Annotated in this window: 20 protein-coding genes and 1 pseudogene; 10 read left to right on the forward strand and 11 right to left on the reverse strand. The window is 60.2% G+C overall.

The window, feature by feature from the left end:
• Positions 1-28: 28 nt before the first annotated feature.
• From ACVWYI_RS09175 to ACVWYI_RS09185, 3 genes are all read right to left on the reverse strand, one after another.
• Complete coding sequence (locus ACVWYI_RS09175) at positions 29-394, reverse strand: VanZ family protein (protein ID WP_345946813.1); 366 nt, start codon at positions 392-394, stop codon at positions 29-31.
• 157 nt (positions 395-551) lie between these two features.
• Entirely contained in the window at positions 552-2,144 is a 1,593-nt protein-coding gene (locus ACVWYI_RS09180) for an EAL domain-containing protein (protein WP_456661746.1), read from the reverse strand.
• A 231-nt stretch (positions 2,145-2,375) separates the two neighbouring features.
• Positions 2,376-2,549, reverse strand: coding sequence for a hypothetical protein (locus ACVWYI_RS09185; RefSeq protein WP_354047400.1), 174 nt, complete (start codon positions 2,547-2,549; stop codon positions 2,376-2,378).
• A gap of 479 nt (positions 2,550-3,028) precedes the next feature.
• Here ACVWYI_RS09185 and ACVWYI_RS09190 point away from each other — a divergent pair, with 479 nt between their 5' ends.
• From ACVWYI_RS09190 to ACVWYI_RS09205, 4 genes are all read left to right on the forward strand, one after another.
• The gene (locus ACVWYI_RS09190) at positions 3,029-3,397 is read left to right on the forward strand and encodes a hypothetical protein (RefSeq protein WP_456661747.1); all 369 of its coding nucleotides are present in this window, start codon (positions 3,029-3,031) and stop codon (positions 3,395-3,397) included.
• Positions 3,398-3,624: 227 nt separating this feature from the next.
• Positions 3,625-3,912, forward strand: coding sequence for a hypothetical protein (locus ACVWYI_RS09195; protein ID WP_354107346.1), 288 nt, complete (start codon positions 3,625-3,627; stop codon positions 3,910-3,912).
• Positions 3,913-3,954: 42 nt separating this feature from the next.
• Positions 3,955-4,371 (forward strand): hypothetical protein, encoded by a 417-nt coding sequence (locus ACVWYI_RS09200; protein WP_247347289.1) that lies wholly within the window; start codon positions 3,955-3,957, stop codon positions 4,369-4,371.
• A 134-nt stretch (positions 4,372-4,505) separates the two neighbouring features.
• On the forward strand, positions 4,506-4,856 hold the full coding sequence (locus tag ACVWYI_RS09205; protein WP_456661748.1) for a hypothetical protein: 351 nt from the start codon (positions 4,506-4,508) through the stop codon (positions 4,854-4,856).
• Positions 4,857-4,895: 39 nt separating this feature from the next.
• On the opposite strand, the gene ACVWYI_RS09210 is transcribed toward ACVWYI_RS09205, so the two are convergent.
• From ACVWYI_RS09210 to ACVWYI_RS09220, 3 genes are all read right to left on the reverse strand, one after another.
• Complete coding sequence (locus tag ACVWYI_RS09210; RefSeq protein WP_456661749.1) at positions 4,896-6,101, reverse strand: hypothetical protein; 1,206 nt, start codon at positions 6,099-6,101, stop codon at positions 4,896-4,898.
• Positions 6,101-6,328, reverse strand: a complete 228-nt coding sequence (locus tag ACVWYI_RS09215; RefSeq protein ID WP_456661750.1) for a hypothetical protein — start codon at positions 6,326-6,328, stop codon at positions 6,101-6,103. The genes ACVWYI_RS09210 and ACVWYI_RS09215 overlap by 1 nt, the downstream gene beginning before the upstream one ends.
• Positions 6,329-7,142: 814 nt before the next feature.
• Positions 7,143-7,535 carry a hypothetical protein gene (locus tag ACVWYI_RS09220; protein ID WP_456661751.1) on the reverse strand — a complete coding sequence of 131 codons (393 nt, stop codon included), beginning with the start codon at positions 7,533-7,535 and terminating at the stop codon, positions 7,143-7,145.
• A 308-nt stretch (positions 7,536-7,843) separates the two neighbouring features.
• On the opposite strand from ACVWYI_RS09220, the gene ACVWYI_RS09225 reads away from it, so the two are divergent.
• The gene (locus tag ACVWYI_RS09225; RefSeq protein ID WP_456661752.1) at positions 7,844-8,098 is read left to right on the forward strand and encodes a hypothetical protein; all 255 of its coding nucleotides are present in this window, start codon (positions 7,844-7,846) and stop codon (positions 8,096-8,098) included.
• 46 nt (positions 8,099-8,144) lie between these two features.
• On the opposite strand, the gene ACVWYI_RS09230 is transcribed toward ACVWYI_RS09225, so the two are convergent.
• A complete protein-coding gene (locus tag ACVWYI_RS09230; RefSeq protein ID WP_456661753.1) occupies positions 8,145-8,807 on the reverse strand; it encodes a hypothetical protein in 663 nt (220 codons plus the stop codon).
• 60 nt (positions 8,808-8,867) lie between these two features.
• A pseudogene (locus ACVWYI_RS09235) lies at positions 8,868-9,606 on the reverse strand (metallophosphoesterase family protein).
• A gap of 194 nt (positions 9,607-9,800) precedes the next feature.
• Here ACVWYI_RS09235 and ACVWYI_RS09240 point away from each other — a divergent pair.
• Positions 9,801-10,427 carry a transglutaminase-like cysteine peptidase gene (locus ACVWYI_RS09240; protein ID WP_456661754.1) on the forward strand — a complete coding sequence of 209 codons (627 nt, stop codon included), beginning with the start codon at positions 9,801-9,803 and terminating at the stop codon, positions 10,425-10,427.
• Positions 10,428-10,437: 10 nt separating this feature from the next.
• On the opposite strand, the gene ACVWYI_RS09245 is transcribed toward ACVWYI_RS09240, so the two are convergent.
• The 3 genes from ACVWYI_RS09245 to ACVWYI_RS09255 all read right to left on the reverse strand — a co-directional run bounded on the left by ACVWYI_RS09245 (position 10,438) and on the right by ACVWYI_RS09255 (position 12,579).
• A complete protein-coding gene (locus ACVWYI_RS09245; protein WP_456661755.1) occupies positions 10,438-11,706 on the reverse strand; it encodes a hypothetical protein in 1,269 nt (422 codons plus the stop codon).
• A 160-nt stretch (positions 11,707-11,866) separates the two neighbouring features.
• On the reverse strand, positions 11,867-12,142 hold the full coding sequence (locus tag ACVWYI_RS09250; RefSeq protein ID WP_456661756.1) for a hypothetical protein: 276 nt from the start codon (positions 12,140-12,142) through the stop codon (positions 11,867-11,869).
• Between the two features lie 74 nt (positions 12,143-12,216).
• On the reverse strand, positions 12,217-12,579 hold the full coding sequence (locus ACVWYI_RS09255) for a hypothetical protein (protein WP_456661757.1): 363 nt from the start codon (positions 12,577-12,579) through the stop codon (positions 12,217-12,219).
• Between the two features lie 463 nt (positions 12,580-13,042).
• Here ACVWYI_RS09255 and ACVWYI_RS09260 point away from each other — a divergent pair, with 463 nt between their 5' ends.
• The 4 genes from ACVWYI_RS09260 to ACVWYI_RS09275 all read left to right on the forward strand — a co-directional run bounded on the left by ACVWYI_RS09260 (position 13,043) and on the right by ACVWYI_RS09275 (position 17,236).
• Positions 13,043-14,266, forward strand: coding sequence for a polysaccharide biosynthesis/export family protein (locus ACVWYI_RS09260; RefSeq protein ID WP_456661758.1), 1,224 nt, complete (start codon positions 13,043-13,045; stop codon positions 14,264-14,266).
• 155 nt (positions 14,267-14,421) lie between these two features.
• Positions 14,422-14,949: a hypothetical protein gene (locus ACVWYI_RS09265; protein WP_456661759.1), complete on the forward strand. Its 528-nt coding sequence runs from the start codon at positions 14,422-14,424 to the stop codon at positions 14,947-14,949.
• A 38-nt stretch (positions 14,950-14,987) separates the two neighbouring features.
• Positions 14,988-16,457, forward strand: a complete 1,470-nt coding sequence (locus ACVWYI_RS09270) for an O-antigen ligase family protein (RefSeq protein ID WP_456661760.1) — start codon at positions 14,988-14,990, stop codon at positions 16,455-16,457.
• A 218-nt stretch (positions 16,458-16,675) separates the two neighbouring features.
• Positions 16,676-17,236, forward strand: coding sequence for a hypothetical protein (locus ACVWYI_RS09275; RefSeq protein WP_456661761.1), 561 nt, complete (start codon positions 16,676-16,678; stop codon positions 17,234-17,236).
• Positions 17,237-17,255 lie beyond the last annotated feature (19 nt).

Here is a 17,255-nt window from a genome sequence, read left to right on the forward strand (position 1 = left end):
CTCGCCGGTCGTCTTGGGTCGAACGATGCTAGGACGGCGGTCTGGGCAAGAACGCCAAGATCATCTGGGCGAGCATAACCCCGACGGTGCCTCCTGCCGCTTTTTGCAGCACGTCAAGGAAGCCGGGATCCCGGTCGGGTGTGAACGCTTGCAAGAGCTCCAGCCCCATGGCGACCGTGATGACCAGAGAGCAGGCCAAAGCGAATCGGCCCGGTAGCAGGAAGGAAAGCAGAAATCCGAGCAGCCCATAGGCGCTGAAGCGCTCGATCACGACGACCCAATAGGCCTCGTGATGCCCCATGAGCGCGGGTCTTCCCGCGAGCCTCGCCAGGGTGGCGTAGACGATGAGCGCAAGGCAGATGCTTGCGGCTGCAAAGAGGTGGTTCCTGCGCATCACGCCAACATACAAGGTTGGTCGCCCGTCTGGTTCGAAAGCCGAAAATATCGTTAAATTCCCTGCCGCATCGAGCCTCGGCTGGCGCAGGAATGTTTAGGGGAGACGCTTGGAAGCCAAACATTATCTCGAGGAAGCAGAAATGCTTCCGCAACAGTCAGGCCACCATAGCCGCGTCGTCGGAGAGCGTCGCGCCTGCCTGCGCCGCGCGACGGGACTCGACCAGGTTGCTGAACCTCGCAAAGGGTAGGGGCGCCGCAACGAGATAACCTTGTCCTTCCTCTACGCCGGCGGAGGTCAACGCGCGGAGCTGCTCCTCCGTCTCGATGCCTTCTGCGACCACGGACATATTGAGGTCCCTCGCGAGCGCTACCAGCATTTCCACGATCGTTGCCGTTGACGCGTCCACGGTGATCGTGTCCACGAAGAACTTGTCGATCTTGATCGTGTTGGCGCCAAGGCCCTTCAGTCGGGACAATCCGCTATGGCCAACGCCGACGTCGTCGATCGCGACGCGAAAGCCGCGCTCCCGCAGTTCGGCTACGACGGCCGCGGCGCGCGCGAGATCGTCAAGCTCGCCGCGTTCGGTGATTTCGACCATGATCTGGCGCGCGGAGACCTTTGCCGTCAGGACCGTACGGCGCAGCGTTTCAACAAAGCCTGTATCCAGGAGGTGCTTGGGCACGACGTTCAGGGACAGCTTGAAATTCTTGTCCGCCGTCAGCAATGGCTGAAGGTCGGCGAGCGCCGATCGCAAGATATGCCAGGTCATCGCCTGGATGCGTCCACTGGATTCGGCGAGTGGAATAAAGTTCATCGGCGGGACCACCGAACCATCTCGGCGCAGCCAGCGAGCCAGGATTTCGCAGCCGTTGATCCGACCGGTCCTGAGGTCGAAGATCGGCTGATAATATGGTGTGAATTCGCCAGCTGCCAGTGCCCGATCGAGATCGGCGACAGGTCCTTCCATGCGGCGGCTTCGTGCCAGTAAGACGCCAAAGATGGCGCCAAGTCCAAGGGCAACAGCGAGGGTCGGCCAGTAAGCCTCGTTGTTCCAGCTCGAAAGGACCGCGTGATCGAGCCGGATCGTGGTATGGAACGGAAATTGGGTGGAATTCCTCTCGAAACTGATCGGTTGCGGCAGGGCGCTGCCGGCGTCGGTCTGGAATTCGCCGAGTTTTTCGCCGTTGCTCAAGGCGAGCACGACTTCGCTGTGCGCGCGCAATTCGGCGGGCATGATGTCGAACAGGCTGGCATTGATGCCGACAATGGCGACCAGGGCGGAGCTGCCATTGATGTCCCTGAGCACGCCCAATGCGTCGCCGCCGAACTGCTCAACGCGGAACAGCATGAGCTTCTTATCGCGGGAAGACAGCATGTCGCGGCGATCCACCCATCCCTTGTCGAACTCTAGCGTCTCGGAATAGGCCGAGCAGATCACCGAGCCATCCGGATTGACGAGCCGGACGTCCTTGATCGCAGAGCGCTGGTAGACGTGGAGCCGGATCGCCTGCAATGCCCCGGATTCGCAGCTGGCAAGCTCCCGCCTCGCGAGCTCGTCCAGGCTGTCAGCGGCAAAATCGACCGCAGCTTCGGAGCGCCGCAGAACGACCTCGGTCAACTCGTTGAGCTGATGCGCTTGCTGGTGGCCAATGACGACCTCAGCAGCGAAATGGCCCGCCAGCCCAAACGTCAACGTGCTCGCAAGCACGAGCGCCGCAAACGGGAGGTTCGGTCGCTGCAATCTCATCCGGTCCAGACGGAATCCAGGAGGGCTAGAGGCTCGATCCTAGCTAGCGCGGGCTAAGATAGGGTTTAACGGTGCTTTGCGGCTCGGGGGTGAATCTAAATGATTAGCTAATGAGCGATCGCGACCAGCAAGGGAACAGCACACCCAGCTACTTGGCGCGAAGACGTAGTCGAGGAGCCAAGCGTGGAGGTCGGCGCGGTCCCGTCGAAAGAACATCGCCTGCTTCCGAGGCTAGGCCTTCTTGCCTGCCTTCGGCTTCAACGAAAGACCAAGCCGCAAGGCCATCCGCTTGACTGCGTCAGGCGTGCGCCCGAGCTGTTTCGCCGCCTCTTCCAGCGAAGTCGAAGACTTAGCCAACTCCATCAACCGGCGGTCCTCTTTGAACGACCAGGGCTTGCGCGCCATAACCGAAATCATCCTCTCGTCGACACAACGACAAAGCCGCCAAGCGGACCCATGTTCGCTCGGCGGCTTTGCTTGGGTGGGGCCGGGCTTGGGGAGCCCGGTGAGGCGATGGATAAGCAATTGGTGAGACTTCGCAACAAACTCTGCGGGTTAAGCTAACCGCTCAACCTTACCGCGATAAAAATCGGCGCGCGCCGCACCGTATAACCACGGGGCTTTCGCTTAACAAAGCCGCGATCGTAAGTAGCGGGCGATATCTTCCAGCGGATCGCAGATGAACCCGATCCACTACAGATGGTCCGTCACTATACTGAAGGCATAGACAGGGCGACGGCGCGATGCGCGAAAGCAGTCCCGGATTGGACTCCCTGAGGTGAACCGGGGTTGACATCATCGTTGCATCAAGTTCGGGCAACATCAGCTATCCTCGCGGCCTGAGCCCGTTTCTCTCACGTGACGATCAATCTTCAAGCAACACGTTGCACAAACTTCATCTTCGTCTGGCAAAACTTTCAGCGGCGCCGATCTTGATGTCGTCACAACGACAAGCTGAAATACTCAGGGAGGAACGTTCCAGAAAAACGTGGGAATATTCCAAATGGCAGCGATCCTGGTTTTGGCTTCGATTTTTGCAGCAGGTTTTTGCTGTGGTTACGGTGTGCGGGCCTGGCGCTCCCGCAAGCGATCAGCGCGGCATCGCCTGTATGCGCCCTATACTCCGGCCGCGATGGGCGTTGGCCGAAGCCAGCGCCGGTCGTGATGGTAAGGACCGGCGCGATATCTCGGCGATGGATGGATCTGGCTTGATCTCGATCACTGTGGCGCACGAAATAATCATGTGCGGTTAGGTTAATTTGTCGCAGTCCTTGTGAGCTTTGGAGCAGTCGCTTAGAAATGGGCCAATTGATTGCGAGAGTTCAGCTGCCGCGATTTGCGGGGTAGGCGTAGATGGCGTATCTGATTGCGTTGCTGGGTATGACAATTTGCGTCCTGCTCTTGATTGCTTTTGTTCGTACCTATAGTCGGCGGCTCAAAAATCTTCGAGGTCCTTGGATCCTCAGTGAGGGCCGTCGCAATGATTGATCAAGGGCGTAATGCGCCACGCAGGTATTTTGTCGATCGGCAAGGGCATCGTGTTCTGATCGGCCTTTCGCTCGACGAGACAGCGGAATTTGAAGCGCTGGACCTTCCATCGATGAATGCTGATCATTCGGTGATCGAGCATGGGAGCGCAGAGGCCGTCGCAACCGGCGAAATCCGATGGCTTGAGCTTTATTCCAAGCACGAAGGGGCCTGGCGGGTGTGGATAGCGCAGAGCCGGGCAGAGCAGGCGGAAAATTCAGCCTTTGTTAACTACGTCTGACCGATGGTAGCGGCTTAGAAAGCCAGAAGTGGGATGGCCCAAATGTTCCAGCTGTTCCTGAGGGCACGCGCACACAATCTTCTCAACCTCCGCCGCGAGGACAAGGGCTTCAAGGCCCGCTCCACCGAGCGTGACGCCGCGACCGATCGCGTGCGGATCGATGCGGTGATAACTGCGCTCGATGCCGCCCTGCAGGAGGCGGAAAGGGAGCAGGCCGGCCTCAACCGGCGCGTCGACGATGCGCTGGCGCGTGCGTCCGTCACCTTCGGCAACGGCACCGATGAATATCTGGAGCGGGAGCCGCTCGACAACTACCATCAGGATCTGTTTGCCGCGGATATCTCGAACGGCCAGCGGCGGCTCAAGGAGCTGGCGAGCACGATCTCGCACCTGAAATTCGTCAAGGCCGCGATGCTCACTCGCTTTCCTGATTTCAAGCCGCCGCAGCTCAACAGCTAGCAACCGGTGGTTCCGCAACGGCATCGTGCCCTGGTTCAGGATCTCGGCGGTACCAAGCCAGGGCAGATTCCTCAGGTCGGCTGCTCTGCGGCCCGGGAAGTGAATCCCAGCATGGGTCCAATCGGCTCTGTTTGATGTTTGGCTCCTCTGTCCTTTTTGATATGGTTCCCACCAGCGTTCTCGGACGGATTGAAGGAGCGAGCCAGGTGCCCCTCGGAAATTTGCAAAAGTTGATCGGATTGGCATTTGTATTGGCTTTTACCGCGCCGGTAACGGCTTCGGCCGTTACCGTTGAAGTGGCGCGCGCATGTGATGCTGCATTGATCAAGGCCTTTCCGCCCAAGCAGATCGGCAATCCCGCTGCAGGCAGCAGCAAGGGGACGGCCAAGGAGCGGCGCGACTACTTCAGCAAATGCGTCGCGAACAATGGCAAAGTCGACGACGGTCCAGCGGACACGCCGAAGGACAACAAAGCCAATAAATAAACGGAGACGCGATGATGATTCATCCAATCCCGTCGCGCTTTAACGTCGTGGCGGGCAAGGTGAGTAGAACGCGCCGTTCGTTGCATTAATGCGTTCGACGCATTGGTTGGGATCAGTCGGCGTCCCGGCCACGGTGAAGTCATAACCCATACCTTTGACCACCACGACGTAGCGACCCGGCGAAAGCGTAAAGCCGTTCTGCTCCGGCTGCAGCGATAGCATTCTCGGCTGATCCTCGACCGGACCTACTTTGTAAGGGTAGGACATGCTGCGAATGACCCAGGTGTCGCCGGCGGTGACCATGGCCGCTTTCCCGGTTGCATCGACGCCCATCGCTCGGGAGACTTTTGCGACCACCCGAACCTCGGTCCCGGTTGCATCGACACCACCGTCGGACCTGAACACAATGAAGCTGACATCTCCGCTTGTCAGCGTCGTCGCGCTCGGCGTGTTGATTGCGGCTGAGATCGCGACACGGCGGTCCGGGATCTTTCCCGGGACCGGCTTGAGCTCCTGGAGCTGGCCGTCGCTCAGGGCGTAGACGCCGAAGGTTGTCGGCAACGGCATCGAGGGTTGCGCAGCCGTCGCCGGCTCCTTCGGTTGATCCGGTGTCCGTTCGACGTTCTCACCGCTAGATGGAGTCACAGCGACGGTGGGTTGAGGCTCGGAGCTTGTCGAGGTGCGCTTGGACAGCGTCGCGGACTGCCACAATGCGACGAATTGTGCCCTCAACCGCGGCCAATAAGTAACTGCAGCGCTGGCGCCGGCAATGATGACCAGGATGGCAGCTAATCGGATGAGGGAGTTGATGATGCCGCTTCGCGAGGACTGGTCGGGCGGTCTTGGCGGTGCGACAGAACCGGGCCATGTTTCCGCAAGCTTCTGAACGGGCGCCAGATTCGTAACGGGAGTCGGGGGACTGAGCGGCGACTGATGCGAAGCGACGTCTAGCGCCGACTCCGGCATTGCGGACAGCGCGTCGCGCTCAGGAGCGCCGCGTTCAAATGAAAGCTCAACCTCCCGAATGGCGCGTTCCAGCACTTGCTGGACCTCGCGGGATTCCCGTGCGTCGCCATGGGTGAATTGTTCCAGGAGCTTGATGCGGGCCTGCTCGTACACGATCTCGCGGATCTGCCGCGGGTCGCGGGATATGTCGCGAATCCGCCCGGACAGTAGACGCACAAACCCGGCCTTGATAGCGTGCGTATTTGGAGCGCCGGCGGCAGTGTCGCTGGGGTCAGTCATCAAGGCCGATCAAGTAACCCGGAATAGGCAGTTTCGCTAGGCTTTTCCGCGTCGATCCCCTCAGCCTGGCCGATCAGCTTTGATTGCGAGGTCTGCAAATGCCTGGTTCGATCGACCAAAGGTGCTTGCTTTCTGGCAAAAACCTGTGACATTTCGCCAAGCCTCTTTCCTTTCCGGTGTTCGACCATGCGCGGCGTTTTGACAGCACTCACGGTTTTGTCCTTCATGGTTCAGTCCTCCTTTGCGCAAGGGATCAAGGACCGGTCCAATGTGACCCACAACAGCATCGTGACGACCCCCACAACGAAGACGCAGACGACCCAGGCCGCCTCACGGCCCGCCGCTGTCCGGAACCTTACCGGCAGCCTGCCCGCCGGAAAGACGGCCCAAGGGGTCTGGAGGGATGGCAAGCTGATTGCCGTGCCTCGGTGAGACCCCAAGCAACCGTGAAGGAACGGTGCTCGCCTCCCAAATGTTCTCATTCGGGAGATATCGCATGAAACGATTAGCCTTGATCGCAATCGCGATTCTTGTGCCGGTACCTGGGCTCAGGAGTCAGTGATTCGTCGACGCCCAATCGCAACGTGATTATCGTCAATCCGTCGCAGGCCTCTCCGAGCACGGCCACACGGAATGTTCCCAGCCAGATTCAGGCGCCGCTGACTCGCGGAGGGCGCGCGCTGCCCTATTATGGAAGCAGAACCCGGAGCGAGCCGGCGACAGTTGTGCTTGCTGCCCCTTACGTCCGCAAGACGGCGGATCATCCGCGTGCGTTTGTCCAGCTCAGGGTGAGAGAATGCATCAACGGACTGTTCAAGCGTGCAATAATTGCGGTCTCAGAGCGCACATCCATCGTGGAAAGGATCGAAACCATAAAGCAGGCTATTGAGGATTCACCTCGACCTCCAGCGTCAATGTGTCGGCATCATGATGGTTTTGCCGGAGATCGGATGACCTACGAGGTCTTAGACCGAACGATTTTGCCAGATGGGCCATCAACCTCGCGTCGGCTGACCGCGGCGATCAGCGGTGGGGCCGCCTCTACTGTCCACCGGGCGTCATCCCGCCGCCGGCGGGGAAGTTGCTGGACTTGAGGGCCATTCCGCTGACGCGGAAGCGGACGTTTCCCGCCAAGTACAAATAGTCCGAGGTCGTACTGCTGACCGTCCGCACCTCGACATAGGTTAGCGTGATCGACCCGACGCTCGGGGTAACCTGGGTGATATCGACAAACCGGGCTCCCGGGAAAAGCTTCTGGTCGAGGCCATAGAAAATCTTTTCACGCTCGGACCACAGAACGAAGTGACCACCGGCTTTCTGATCAACGGCTTCGTATTGAGTATGGATGACTTGCGGGTATTCGATCGGACCTGCAGACTCAGACTGAGTCCCAAACCAGATGACGGGAGCCAAGAAAGCAATGCTGCGGACCACGGGCTGAAATCCTCGCGAGCTAAAGCACTTGCCTGTGAACTGGCTGTCTTGCAATCGGCAAAGGTATAGGCTGCAGGGGAGGAGATGGTCTTTTACCCGGTCTTTGGAGTTATTGGTGTGCGAGCCGTTCGGCGTGACCACTCAGTGACTTACGCGCGGCAGTTTGTGGCGCTGTCTCGAGCGGCCATCATTGCTGGTGGACTCGCCCTTTGCCTAACCTGTGCGCACTCCTGTCTTGCTCAGACAGAGCCGGAGCCCTCACCCAATGACTACCTTCCGCCAAGTGAGCCCGAACTGACGCGCGGCGAATGGCGCCAGCGGATCGAAGACGGACGGCGACGGGCCAAAGAGGTCTCGCGCGACGGCGGGAGCACCCGGAACTGTACAAGCCGGTCCCGGAAGATCCGGAGATCGTCGCAACCGAACGCATCCTCAACGACGAGAGCCTGCAGCGAGGCGACATCATCACCACCAAGAACGGCATGTTCATCTACCAGGGGCGATCGGATCAACCGCGTGGCGAACAGGATTTCGTGCCGGTTAATCCGAAATCGGTGCGCTGAGGAGCATGTGGCAGCCTAAGCCAAGCCGCACAAGGTCGCCCCGAATTTAGTACCGCCGCAAAATCTCGTTGAACTTAGGATCGGTTGCCTGCGTGGCCTCCAGAAGCAGCGACTTGCCCTGTGGCGTTGCCCGCTCGTAGGCCGCGATCAGGAGCGGCTCGTAACTAGAACGGTGGGAAAGCGCCGAGCGAATGTCCGACTGCGCCAGCAGCTTGATCTCATCGTCGGCTGCGGCCGCGCTCGACGTCACGGTTTGGACCCGGGAGAAGGCAACGGCCATCGGCACGGCTCCGGCCAAGTAAGACATTTTCACTGCAGGCGTTACCGGCTCGCCGGATTGAGCTTTCAGCGTGCTTAGCGTGAGCCATAGCGCGGGACGGATGGGCGATACTTTCAAGGCTGCAACCACAGCGCCTTGGGCCGCCTTGTTCTCGGTCACTCGGCCGTTCGCATCGGCTGAGGGATGGTGAAGAATGTCCGCAGCTTTCGCTGCGGCGTAGTTCGCGAGCAAGTCGCCATCGAACGAAAAGGTCGCCAGTACCCCCGACGTCGCTACAATGGCCTTGTCGGGCGGAATCTCGCCCAAGAATAAATCGCTCGCCCGAAAGTTCGGCCGCGTGAGATCGCCGTAAGATCCCAATCCTGCATGAAGCAGCAAAAGCACTGCGGCGCAGAAGCCGATGACGCGAAGCAGGAACATGCGGTTCATGATTGACTTCGAAATATTCGGGTGAGGCGGACCGAGTAGGCCGACAGCTCTACGATCGCCTTAAATTGCTAGCAGACTATCGCCTTGGATCGTGAGGAGCGTCAAGTTGCCGGTCGCATAAGCGCCGGTGTCGATGTTGATCCGGTTGGGGCGGATATCGGGAGCGCTGACTGGGGTATGTCCGTGGACGACATATTTCCCGAAGCGTCGCTCGGACTCGAGAAATTCCTCGCGGATCCAGAGCAGATCCTCTTCCTTTTGACGATCGAGGGCTATGCCCGGCTTGACGCCGGCGTGAACAAAAAAGAAATCACCACACACAAAGGAGGTGCGGAGCTGCTGAAGAAATGAAAGATGCTCCGGCGGGAGCGCACGCCTCAATCCTTCAATCAACTCAATCTGCTCCTCAGCCGTCGGATTCATCGTCGGGTTAATGCCATAGGAAACAAGGGTCAGCAGGCCTCCATAGTGGCGCCACTCCTGCAGGCGTGCCGGATCCTTGAGGACCTCGAGCAGGAAGACCTCGTGGTTGCCTTTGAGGCAAACGGTCTCGTGCGACTTCGAGCGCTCGATCAGGAGGTCAAGCACGGCGCGTGAGTCCGGGCCCCGGTCGACGTAATCGCCAAGAAACACCTGGATGGCTCGTTGGGGAGCAGAGCGCGCAAGGTCGGCGTCGATGACAGTTAAGAGGGACTGAAGCAAGTCGGCCCCGCCCATGCACGTCTCCGATGGCATAGATACGAACGCCATCGGGAAGCCGCGGCTTAATATTTTTACGAAAGCGTTTGGAAAGGCCCATCAGGTCGGTCGAATCGCATCTGCCGTCGCGAGCGGAACGTCGCTATCGCTCTTAGCAGAACAAGTCACATGTCGGTATTCTTAATTGTTTCTGACAGACTCGCGGCTGTTTTGATTAAAGGATCGCTCGGCCCTTGAGCCGTATTTCAAGACGTCTCGCGTAGCGTTTCCCCAACAAGAACGGGGGAGCGCGACATGCGCAAAGTTGTAAAGTTCCTGGCGGCCGTGGCCGCTGTTGTGATGGCTGTTGGGGTCCAGCAGAGCGCGAGGGCCGCCTTCGTCGGTGCGCCGTTGGGGCTGCGCGGTGCCATGCAATACATCAAGTTCGACCAGCCGACGCTGGCGCCAATGGCGTTCACGATCTTTTGCCTGAAGTACAAGGACGAGTGTAAGCCGCGACCGCAGCACATCGTGTTCAGGGGCGGGCGTCTGAAACTCACGGCGGAGCGTATGGCCCAGCTTCAGGAGGTCAATCAGCAGGTCAACAGCGCGATCCGGCCGGAGCCCAATCTGGAAGGGCTGCGCGGAGAGAAATGGCTGCTTCATCCTACGAGCGGCGACTGCAACGACTATGCCGTGACAAAACGCCACGATCTGATCGCCAAGGGCTTTCCTGCGCGTTCGGTGTTGCTCGGCGAGGTCGTGGTGCCTTGGGGTGAGCATCATCTCGTAGTCGTGGTGCGGACCTCCTCCGGCGATCTCGTGCTCGACAACCTGACCGGGCACATCCTGCCGTGGTCGAAGAAGTCCTATCGCTGGGTCCGCATTCAGACGCCCAATAACCCGACCTACTGGGCCTCACTCGGTGATCGCGACGTCTAATTACCAGCGCCTATCGTGAGGACTGGCTGACGCTTTGCGACAATCCCAGTCCCACGATCACCGAAAGGCACAGGATCGCCGCCGGGCGCAGCAGTCCTGGACCGGCGAAGCCCTGAATAAGCGCGAAGAGAAGGCAGGCCGCGGCCGTTGCAGGGAAGAACGAGTCGCGTCCGCGCTGCAAAGCGCCCAAGAAAAGTCGCGCCAGAGCTGTCACGCCCACCAGCAGCGCGGCAGCCAGACCAATCCATCCCGTGTCCGTAAAGATCGCCATCGCGGCTGATGGTGCCGTTAAAGTCGCACCGGAATCGCTCTGGTAGATCCTGCCTACGGCCGAAAAGGTCCCTGCGCCCGCACCGAACCATCGGGTGTCGGCCAACATTCGTTCAAGCGCGGCTCTCGTTTCAGCACCCATATCCGGGACAAGCCGCAAGAGGATGGAGCCGGAACTCTTCTCGAAGAGGAAGGTCAGGACGATGGTGGCTCCGATCAATGCGGCAACGGACAGCGCGCCTGCAGCCAAGGGCGACAGGTCGAGCCGGCGAATGACAAGGATCAGCAAGATCAGCACAACGCCGAAGCTTGCCGCGATCGCGCTGCTCGTGCCGGACAAGCCAAAGATCGCAACAGCCCCTGCCAGAGCGCCCACGAGACCGCAAAGGCCGATCGCAATCGAGCGAACGAGCGAGTGACGCGTTTCGGCCCGCTCAGCGGCCAACTGCATGACCGCCAAATTCAGCATAGTGCCGAGGCCGGCAAAGGTCGTCGTCAAGTCTGAGGGGGCAGTAGCCATAAGTCCCGGCGAGAGCCAATGCAGACCCAAGGCCAGGGCGCAGACTGTGGCTATTCCGCTCAAGACAAAAAGAACCAGCTCGGCGCGGTGGCGGTCGCGAACCACGACAATCGTAACCCCGGCCAGAGAGAGAGCAGCAAGCGCCAAGAACAGCGCGTTCAGCGTCAATCCGATGTCGGCTGTGACCGGCCCAAATGGCAGGCCACCCAAGGCCTCTTGAACACTCGCCCAGATCGGATGCGCCCAGCGGAGCCAAAGGGGCGCCAACTGGGCTGCGATACAAAGCGGAATGGCGATCAGAACCCAGTGGCCCCACCCCGTGGCACGCAGATAGTGCTGGTAGTCGGCCTTTCGTGCGCTGAAGGCTGCTGCCAATAGGCTCAGCGCCGCAGCCATCATCCCGAGCTGCGCGCCGAATTTGGCTCCGGCAATGTCGAGAGCTGAAGCGGAAACAATAGCGACGATGAGGGCAAAATAAGCGAGGGACAAACAGCGCGCTCGAAGGAATCCTGAACCGGTCAGGTCACCATACAAGCCGTCGATCGGTTTTCAAACAGAGGTCTGCTCTCGACGAACGGAAAGTCTCGCACGCAACGAAGCTTTGCCCAGCGGATTCTCAGGCGAGCTCCTGATTGTCCCGCCGAAGAGGTCAGCGAACGGTGTTGACCGGCCGAGCAAACAAGCGAGCGGCACGAGCGGCGGCGAGGACAAAGCGCGCGGCCGAGCCGAAGAGATAACCGGCCTGGAGAGCCATGGCTGCGAGCACCAGGTTCTTCAGACCTTCAAGGAAGCTGACATCGGCCATCAATCCAACCGGGATGGCGGCGAGCATCATGACCAGGGTTGGCGGCAGGAGCACCAAGACCCGAAAGCGTTGGCCCAGCACAGCGCCTGTGAGAAAGCTGAAAATCAAAAACTCGGTCATCCGAAACACTCCGTGCTCCGGACCTTAGGTTCCGCCCCCTGAAAAGACCCTTAAGTCGTATGGCTAAATTTTGTCTATTGGCCGCAATTTGCCAGCAGCGAATGATAGGCCTCCCGCAGGCCGTTCAGGGCCACCATGCCTTTGATCTCGCTGTCGCTTTCCTTCACCACCACCGACAGCGAGGCCATTGTCTGCCACTTGCCCGTGGCAAAGGCGGAGACCTCATCGGGCAACAGCACGGCGGTGCCCGCGGCCGCCATGCTGGCCTCAAAGGTCAAGGCCCCGCCACCGCTCGAGATGATCGTGACCTTGGGGTGGCTCCGGGGTGGGAAGGGCCGGATCAAGGCCAGTAGCACGTCGATCTTGCCCTTCGGCGCGCAGCGGACGATGAGGCCGGCAAAGTCCGGGTCGGATTGGGCGGTATCCGCCGTCTTCATGATGGCCGCGAAGCTCTCGCCCTCCCTGGTCCCCTGGGTTCGGGTGAACTTCCAGACGGAGGAGAGGGCAGGGGTGGCCACCTCAACAAAGGGCGCGCCTTGACACGCGGGTCGCTCGGTGCCTGCGCAAGGGGGGGGCGGTTCCAGGGGGCGATCCGCGCCTCTGAGGAGCGAACCTGCCAGTAGCGTGATCAGAAGGAGGCCAGACACAGGGAGCCCTATCTTGAAATCCTTGCCTTAGCAGACGGAGGCGAGGGCAAGAAAGTCGCGCTTTGCTCGCAAAGGAGTGCACACGAAATACAACAAACAGTCACAAAGGGTTAGTTTGCGTTCCAAAGCGTGACCCGGACGCAACAGTGCGCCGGAGATCGCGGCGTTAACCATCCAGTTGCACCCGGAACCCTTGTCGCAGCGTCCACTAGGCCGTACCAATTCATGTCAATCGGGGACTCGGGCGCGCTTCATGCAATCTATTGCCAAGACTTATGTGTTTAAGCCAGCGTTTCTGGCGGTCGCTTTGGTGCTCGGGGCGTGTTCGACCAACCCTGGCTCAGGCCCGTTGACGGACGACGTTCTCAACAAGATCCAGACAGAAAATGCGCCGGCCTACGAGCTGGTGCCGCTCAACCCGGCCACGGTGAAGATCCTGCACACCCACGAGCCGAAGGGGCTTGCGGGTGCCTTCACCGATAAGCGGCCACCGGCCAGCATCGTCTTCGGCATTGGTGACGTGGTCGCTGTCACCATTTTCGAAGCGGCCGCCGGCGGCCTGTTCATTCCCGCTGAAGCCGGCGTGCGTCCGGGCAACTTCGTGACGATCCCGGACCAGACGGTCGACAACGACGGGTTCATTACTGTCCCCTATGCCGGCCAGGTGAAGGCGGATGGTCTTACGGCGGTGCAAGTTCAGCGAGCCATCATTGAAAAGATTGCCAACCGCGCCATCGAGCCGCAGGTGGTTGTGGCAATGTCGCAGCAGCGCACGCAGCTCATCAGCGTGCAGGGTGAGGTCAATCAACCCGTTCGCTTCCCGGCAAGTGCTGCGGGCGCCAAGGACAGGGTGCTCGACGCGATTACGCGCGCCGGCGGCATCAAGGGCCAGGGCTTCGAGACCTGGGTCATGCTGGAGCGTCAGGGCAAGCGGGCAACCGTGCCATTTGAAAACATGGTCATGGCGCCCGAGAACAACATCTATGTGCGGCCGAACGACAGCATCTACATCTATCGCGAGCAGCAGAAGTTTATCGCGTTGGGTGCGACCGGCGGCGCCGCCAATATCAGCGGCGTGGGCCAAGAGTTCAGTTTCGATGCGTGGCGCATCAACCTATCAGAAGCGGTTGGCAAAGCGGGCGGCCTCGTGGACTCGCTGGCTGATCCGGGCGCTGTATTCCTTTATCGCGCCGAGCCGCGTGAGGTTGCTGCGGAGCTTGGCGTCGACGTGAGCAAGTATACCACTGAGACGATCCCGATCATCTTCCACGTGAATTTCCGCGACCCGGGTGGCTTCTTCCTTGCCACCAAGGTCCTGATGAAGAACCAAGACATCATTTACCTCTCGAACTCGCGCAACGTCGAAGTTACGAAGTTCCTGGCCTACCTGCGGGTCATCATCGGGACCGCCAACGACACGGTTGCCCTCGGCAACAACGCGGTGCTCCTCCGCAACCAAATCAGGAACTCGCCATAAAAGGCGACGTCAAACTGATAAAAGCAAAAATGGCACCGAGGCTTTGTCTCGGTGCCATTTTTTCGTTTAGTGATGGCTTCGCTCATACCTTGGGAGCTTTCATGCATCGTCGGCATCCATGGCCTTGCCGTGCTCGTGTCGTAGCGGCTTCAGTCGTGGTGCTGGCTAGCGGAACGGCATCGGGGCAGACCACGCTGGGCGTGCGACATCGCATCGATGTGGTCCTGTCAACGGAGCCGAACGCGCCGATCCTAGAGCATCTGCGCGGGGCCAGGGGCGCCCTATCGTTCACCGTCCGATTGTCCGCGAACTCGAGGGAGAGCCGGTTCTACGGTATGTTGCACCCCACCTTTGCGGATATCGCAGTGCCTGATAAAGCGGGCGAACCGCTGGTCAGGCAGACCAAAATATGGGAGGAGGAGATCTGCCACCAACGCCGCGGCTTGCCGAAGGTCACGGTCACCCAACTCGGGGGAAGCTTCGGCGAGGGCGGCGACAAAATCGAGATTTCCGCGATCAATCGCCATATCGGGCTCCTGGTCCCACCGGACGAGCTTACGCCCGGGATCAAGCTTGAACCGTCGAGCGATGATGGTGGAGCGTTCTTTGCCTTCCGGGCGCAGACCCGAAACAGCCGTCTGAACGTGGACCTGAAGATCTATCCGATCGATTGTTTTCTTTAGCCACGGGCGGATCGGGAAACGGGAAGCCGCAACAAAACATGAAGGAAAAGCGCTTAGGTCCGTTGCACATCCGGTGGACGAGGAATCTCCCCGCCGCCTTCATTCTCTTCTTCGTCGTCGCCTGCGCGCCGTTTCCGTTCGGCTCCGCGAATGACATTGCTATCGCCTTCTGGTGCCTGTGCTTGAGCGTGGCACTGATCCTGACCTCGACGCGTGCGCTACGGAGCGAACATCTGTGGCTCCTTGCCGGCATTGGCGTCATCATCGTCGGATATGCGTTCGTGCTGCACGAGCAACTCTCCGATCACCCGTGGGTTGCGCCCTTCAATCCGATCTGGAAGAAGGCTTCCGAGCTTCTCGACGTCCCCATCGCGCCGTCGGCCTCGATTGTGAAAAACGAGGCGTTCTTTGCGTTAGGTGCGCCCCTCGCCAATATCCTGGCGATCATCTTAGGGATCATCATCGGTGCCGAGCGCGAACGCGCCCGCCGCACGCTCTGGATCATTGCCATCTCGGGCGCACTGTACGCGCTCTATGGCGTGGCCTCGTTCCTGATCGAGCCCACCATGATCCTGTGGCGCGACAAGACCGCCTATCTTGGCAGCGTCACCGGGACCTTCATCAACCGCAATACGGCGGCCGCCTATTTCGGTTCCTGCGGGGCGATCTGGATGCTCCTGATCCTGGAGGATGTCCGTCGGCGGTTTCCCCAGCGGCATATCGAGTGGAAGCGCCTGTCCCGGGATCTTTCAAAGATGCCGCCGCGCGAGATCCTGCCGCAACTGCTCGCGCTCCTGATCTGCCTGATGGCGATGTTCATGACCGGCTCGCGCGCCGGCGTCGGCCTGTCGCTGCTTGCGATGATTGTCTCATTCACGGTGTTCTTGCGCAGGGATCTGCCGACTAGAACGGGTATCGCCGTCTCGATCGGCGGGGGTGTGGTGGTTGCGCTGGGACTGATGCAGTTGCTTGGCGGGCGGGTCGGCAGCCGCTTCGAGTTACAGGGTCTGGCGGACGGGGGGCGAGTGGAGGGGTGGAAATCCACGCTGCGGATCATCGGAGATAACCCGTGGTTCGGGACGGGGATGGGTACCTTCCAATGGGCTTTTCCACCCTATCGTAGCCCTAACGTTTCGATCTACGGGGTCTGGGATCGCGCGCATTCAACGCCACTTGAGCTGGCTTCCGAAGTCGGTATTCCGCTGGCGTTGCTGGTTGCCCTCGCCTGGTTTGTCATGTTTATCGTCTTGGCCAGGGGGGTATTCACACGGCGGAGAGACGCCATCATCCCGCTTGCGGCGGCGGCCACCGCCAGCCTGTCGCTGCTGCATTCCTCTCTCGACTTCACCCTGCAAATTCCCGGCTATTCCATTCCTTTTTTTGCCGTTTTTGGCGTCGGGCTGGCGCAATCCTTCCGCACCGGGCAGGCGCAAGGGGAGAGGACGAGGTCGCTATCGGCGTCGAGGACCAAGGGAGCGCAAGCCTGGGAGGCCGCCCGGATTGCCTGAACATGCTCTGGAAATCCGCAAAACTGTCCGTCTTTGAAGCACTTGCGGTTTTTACGAAGTTATCGGATTTGGTGGACAGCTGACGGCCGTTTCGATAGGGTTCGCACGGTCATTTTAACAATGGTTCGTTAACTATGGTTTGGAGCCGGCTCATTTCAGGGGGATCTATGAGCGTTATCAGGTTTGCGCTTCGGATGGTTTTCGCCGCGGTATTTGCCATGACGGTTACCGCGGCAGCCAATGCGGCGATTTACCCGCCGAACCGGCAGCTTGCAGCTCAGACGATCTCTGATTTCAAGGCCTCGCCGACGGTCCTTCTGCAACAGTTTACGTCGGGCGGCGCCCAGATGATCTCGCGGGTACGCGATCTCGGGGCCTCCGATCCGACGACGGTGCCGGCCTTGGCCGCGCTCCTCAAGGATCCTGCGACTACGAAGGATCAGATGCGGGCGATCGTGGCCGGACTTGCGCAGGTTGCGCGCATGGCGGCGCAGCAGGATCAGGCGTTCGCCAACGAAATCCAGACCGCGATCGCATCCACTGGAAACCCCGACGTGATCGCTGCCTACCAGGCCGCAACCGGCGACGTCGCGATCGCAGCGACAGGCGGCGGCGGCACAGGCGGCGGCGGCGCGACCGGCGCGAATGGCTTTGCCTTCGGGGGATCGAACCGCGGCGGGGATGGGGGCGGCGGCGGGGGCTCCGGAAAAACGGCGACGAACTTTTTTGCCTCTTCCGGTGGCTCGTCTGTTGGCGGTTCGGTCAGCCCTAGCCGCTGAGGCATTAGTCCTCGGCTTA

Source organism: Bradyrhizobium sp. LB13.1 (assembly GCF_054056815.1).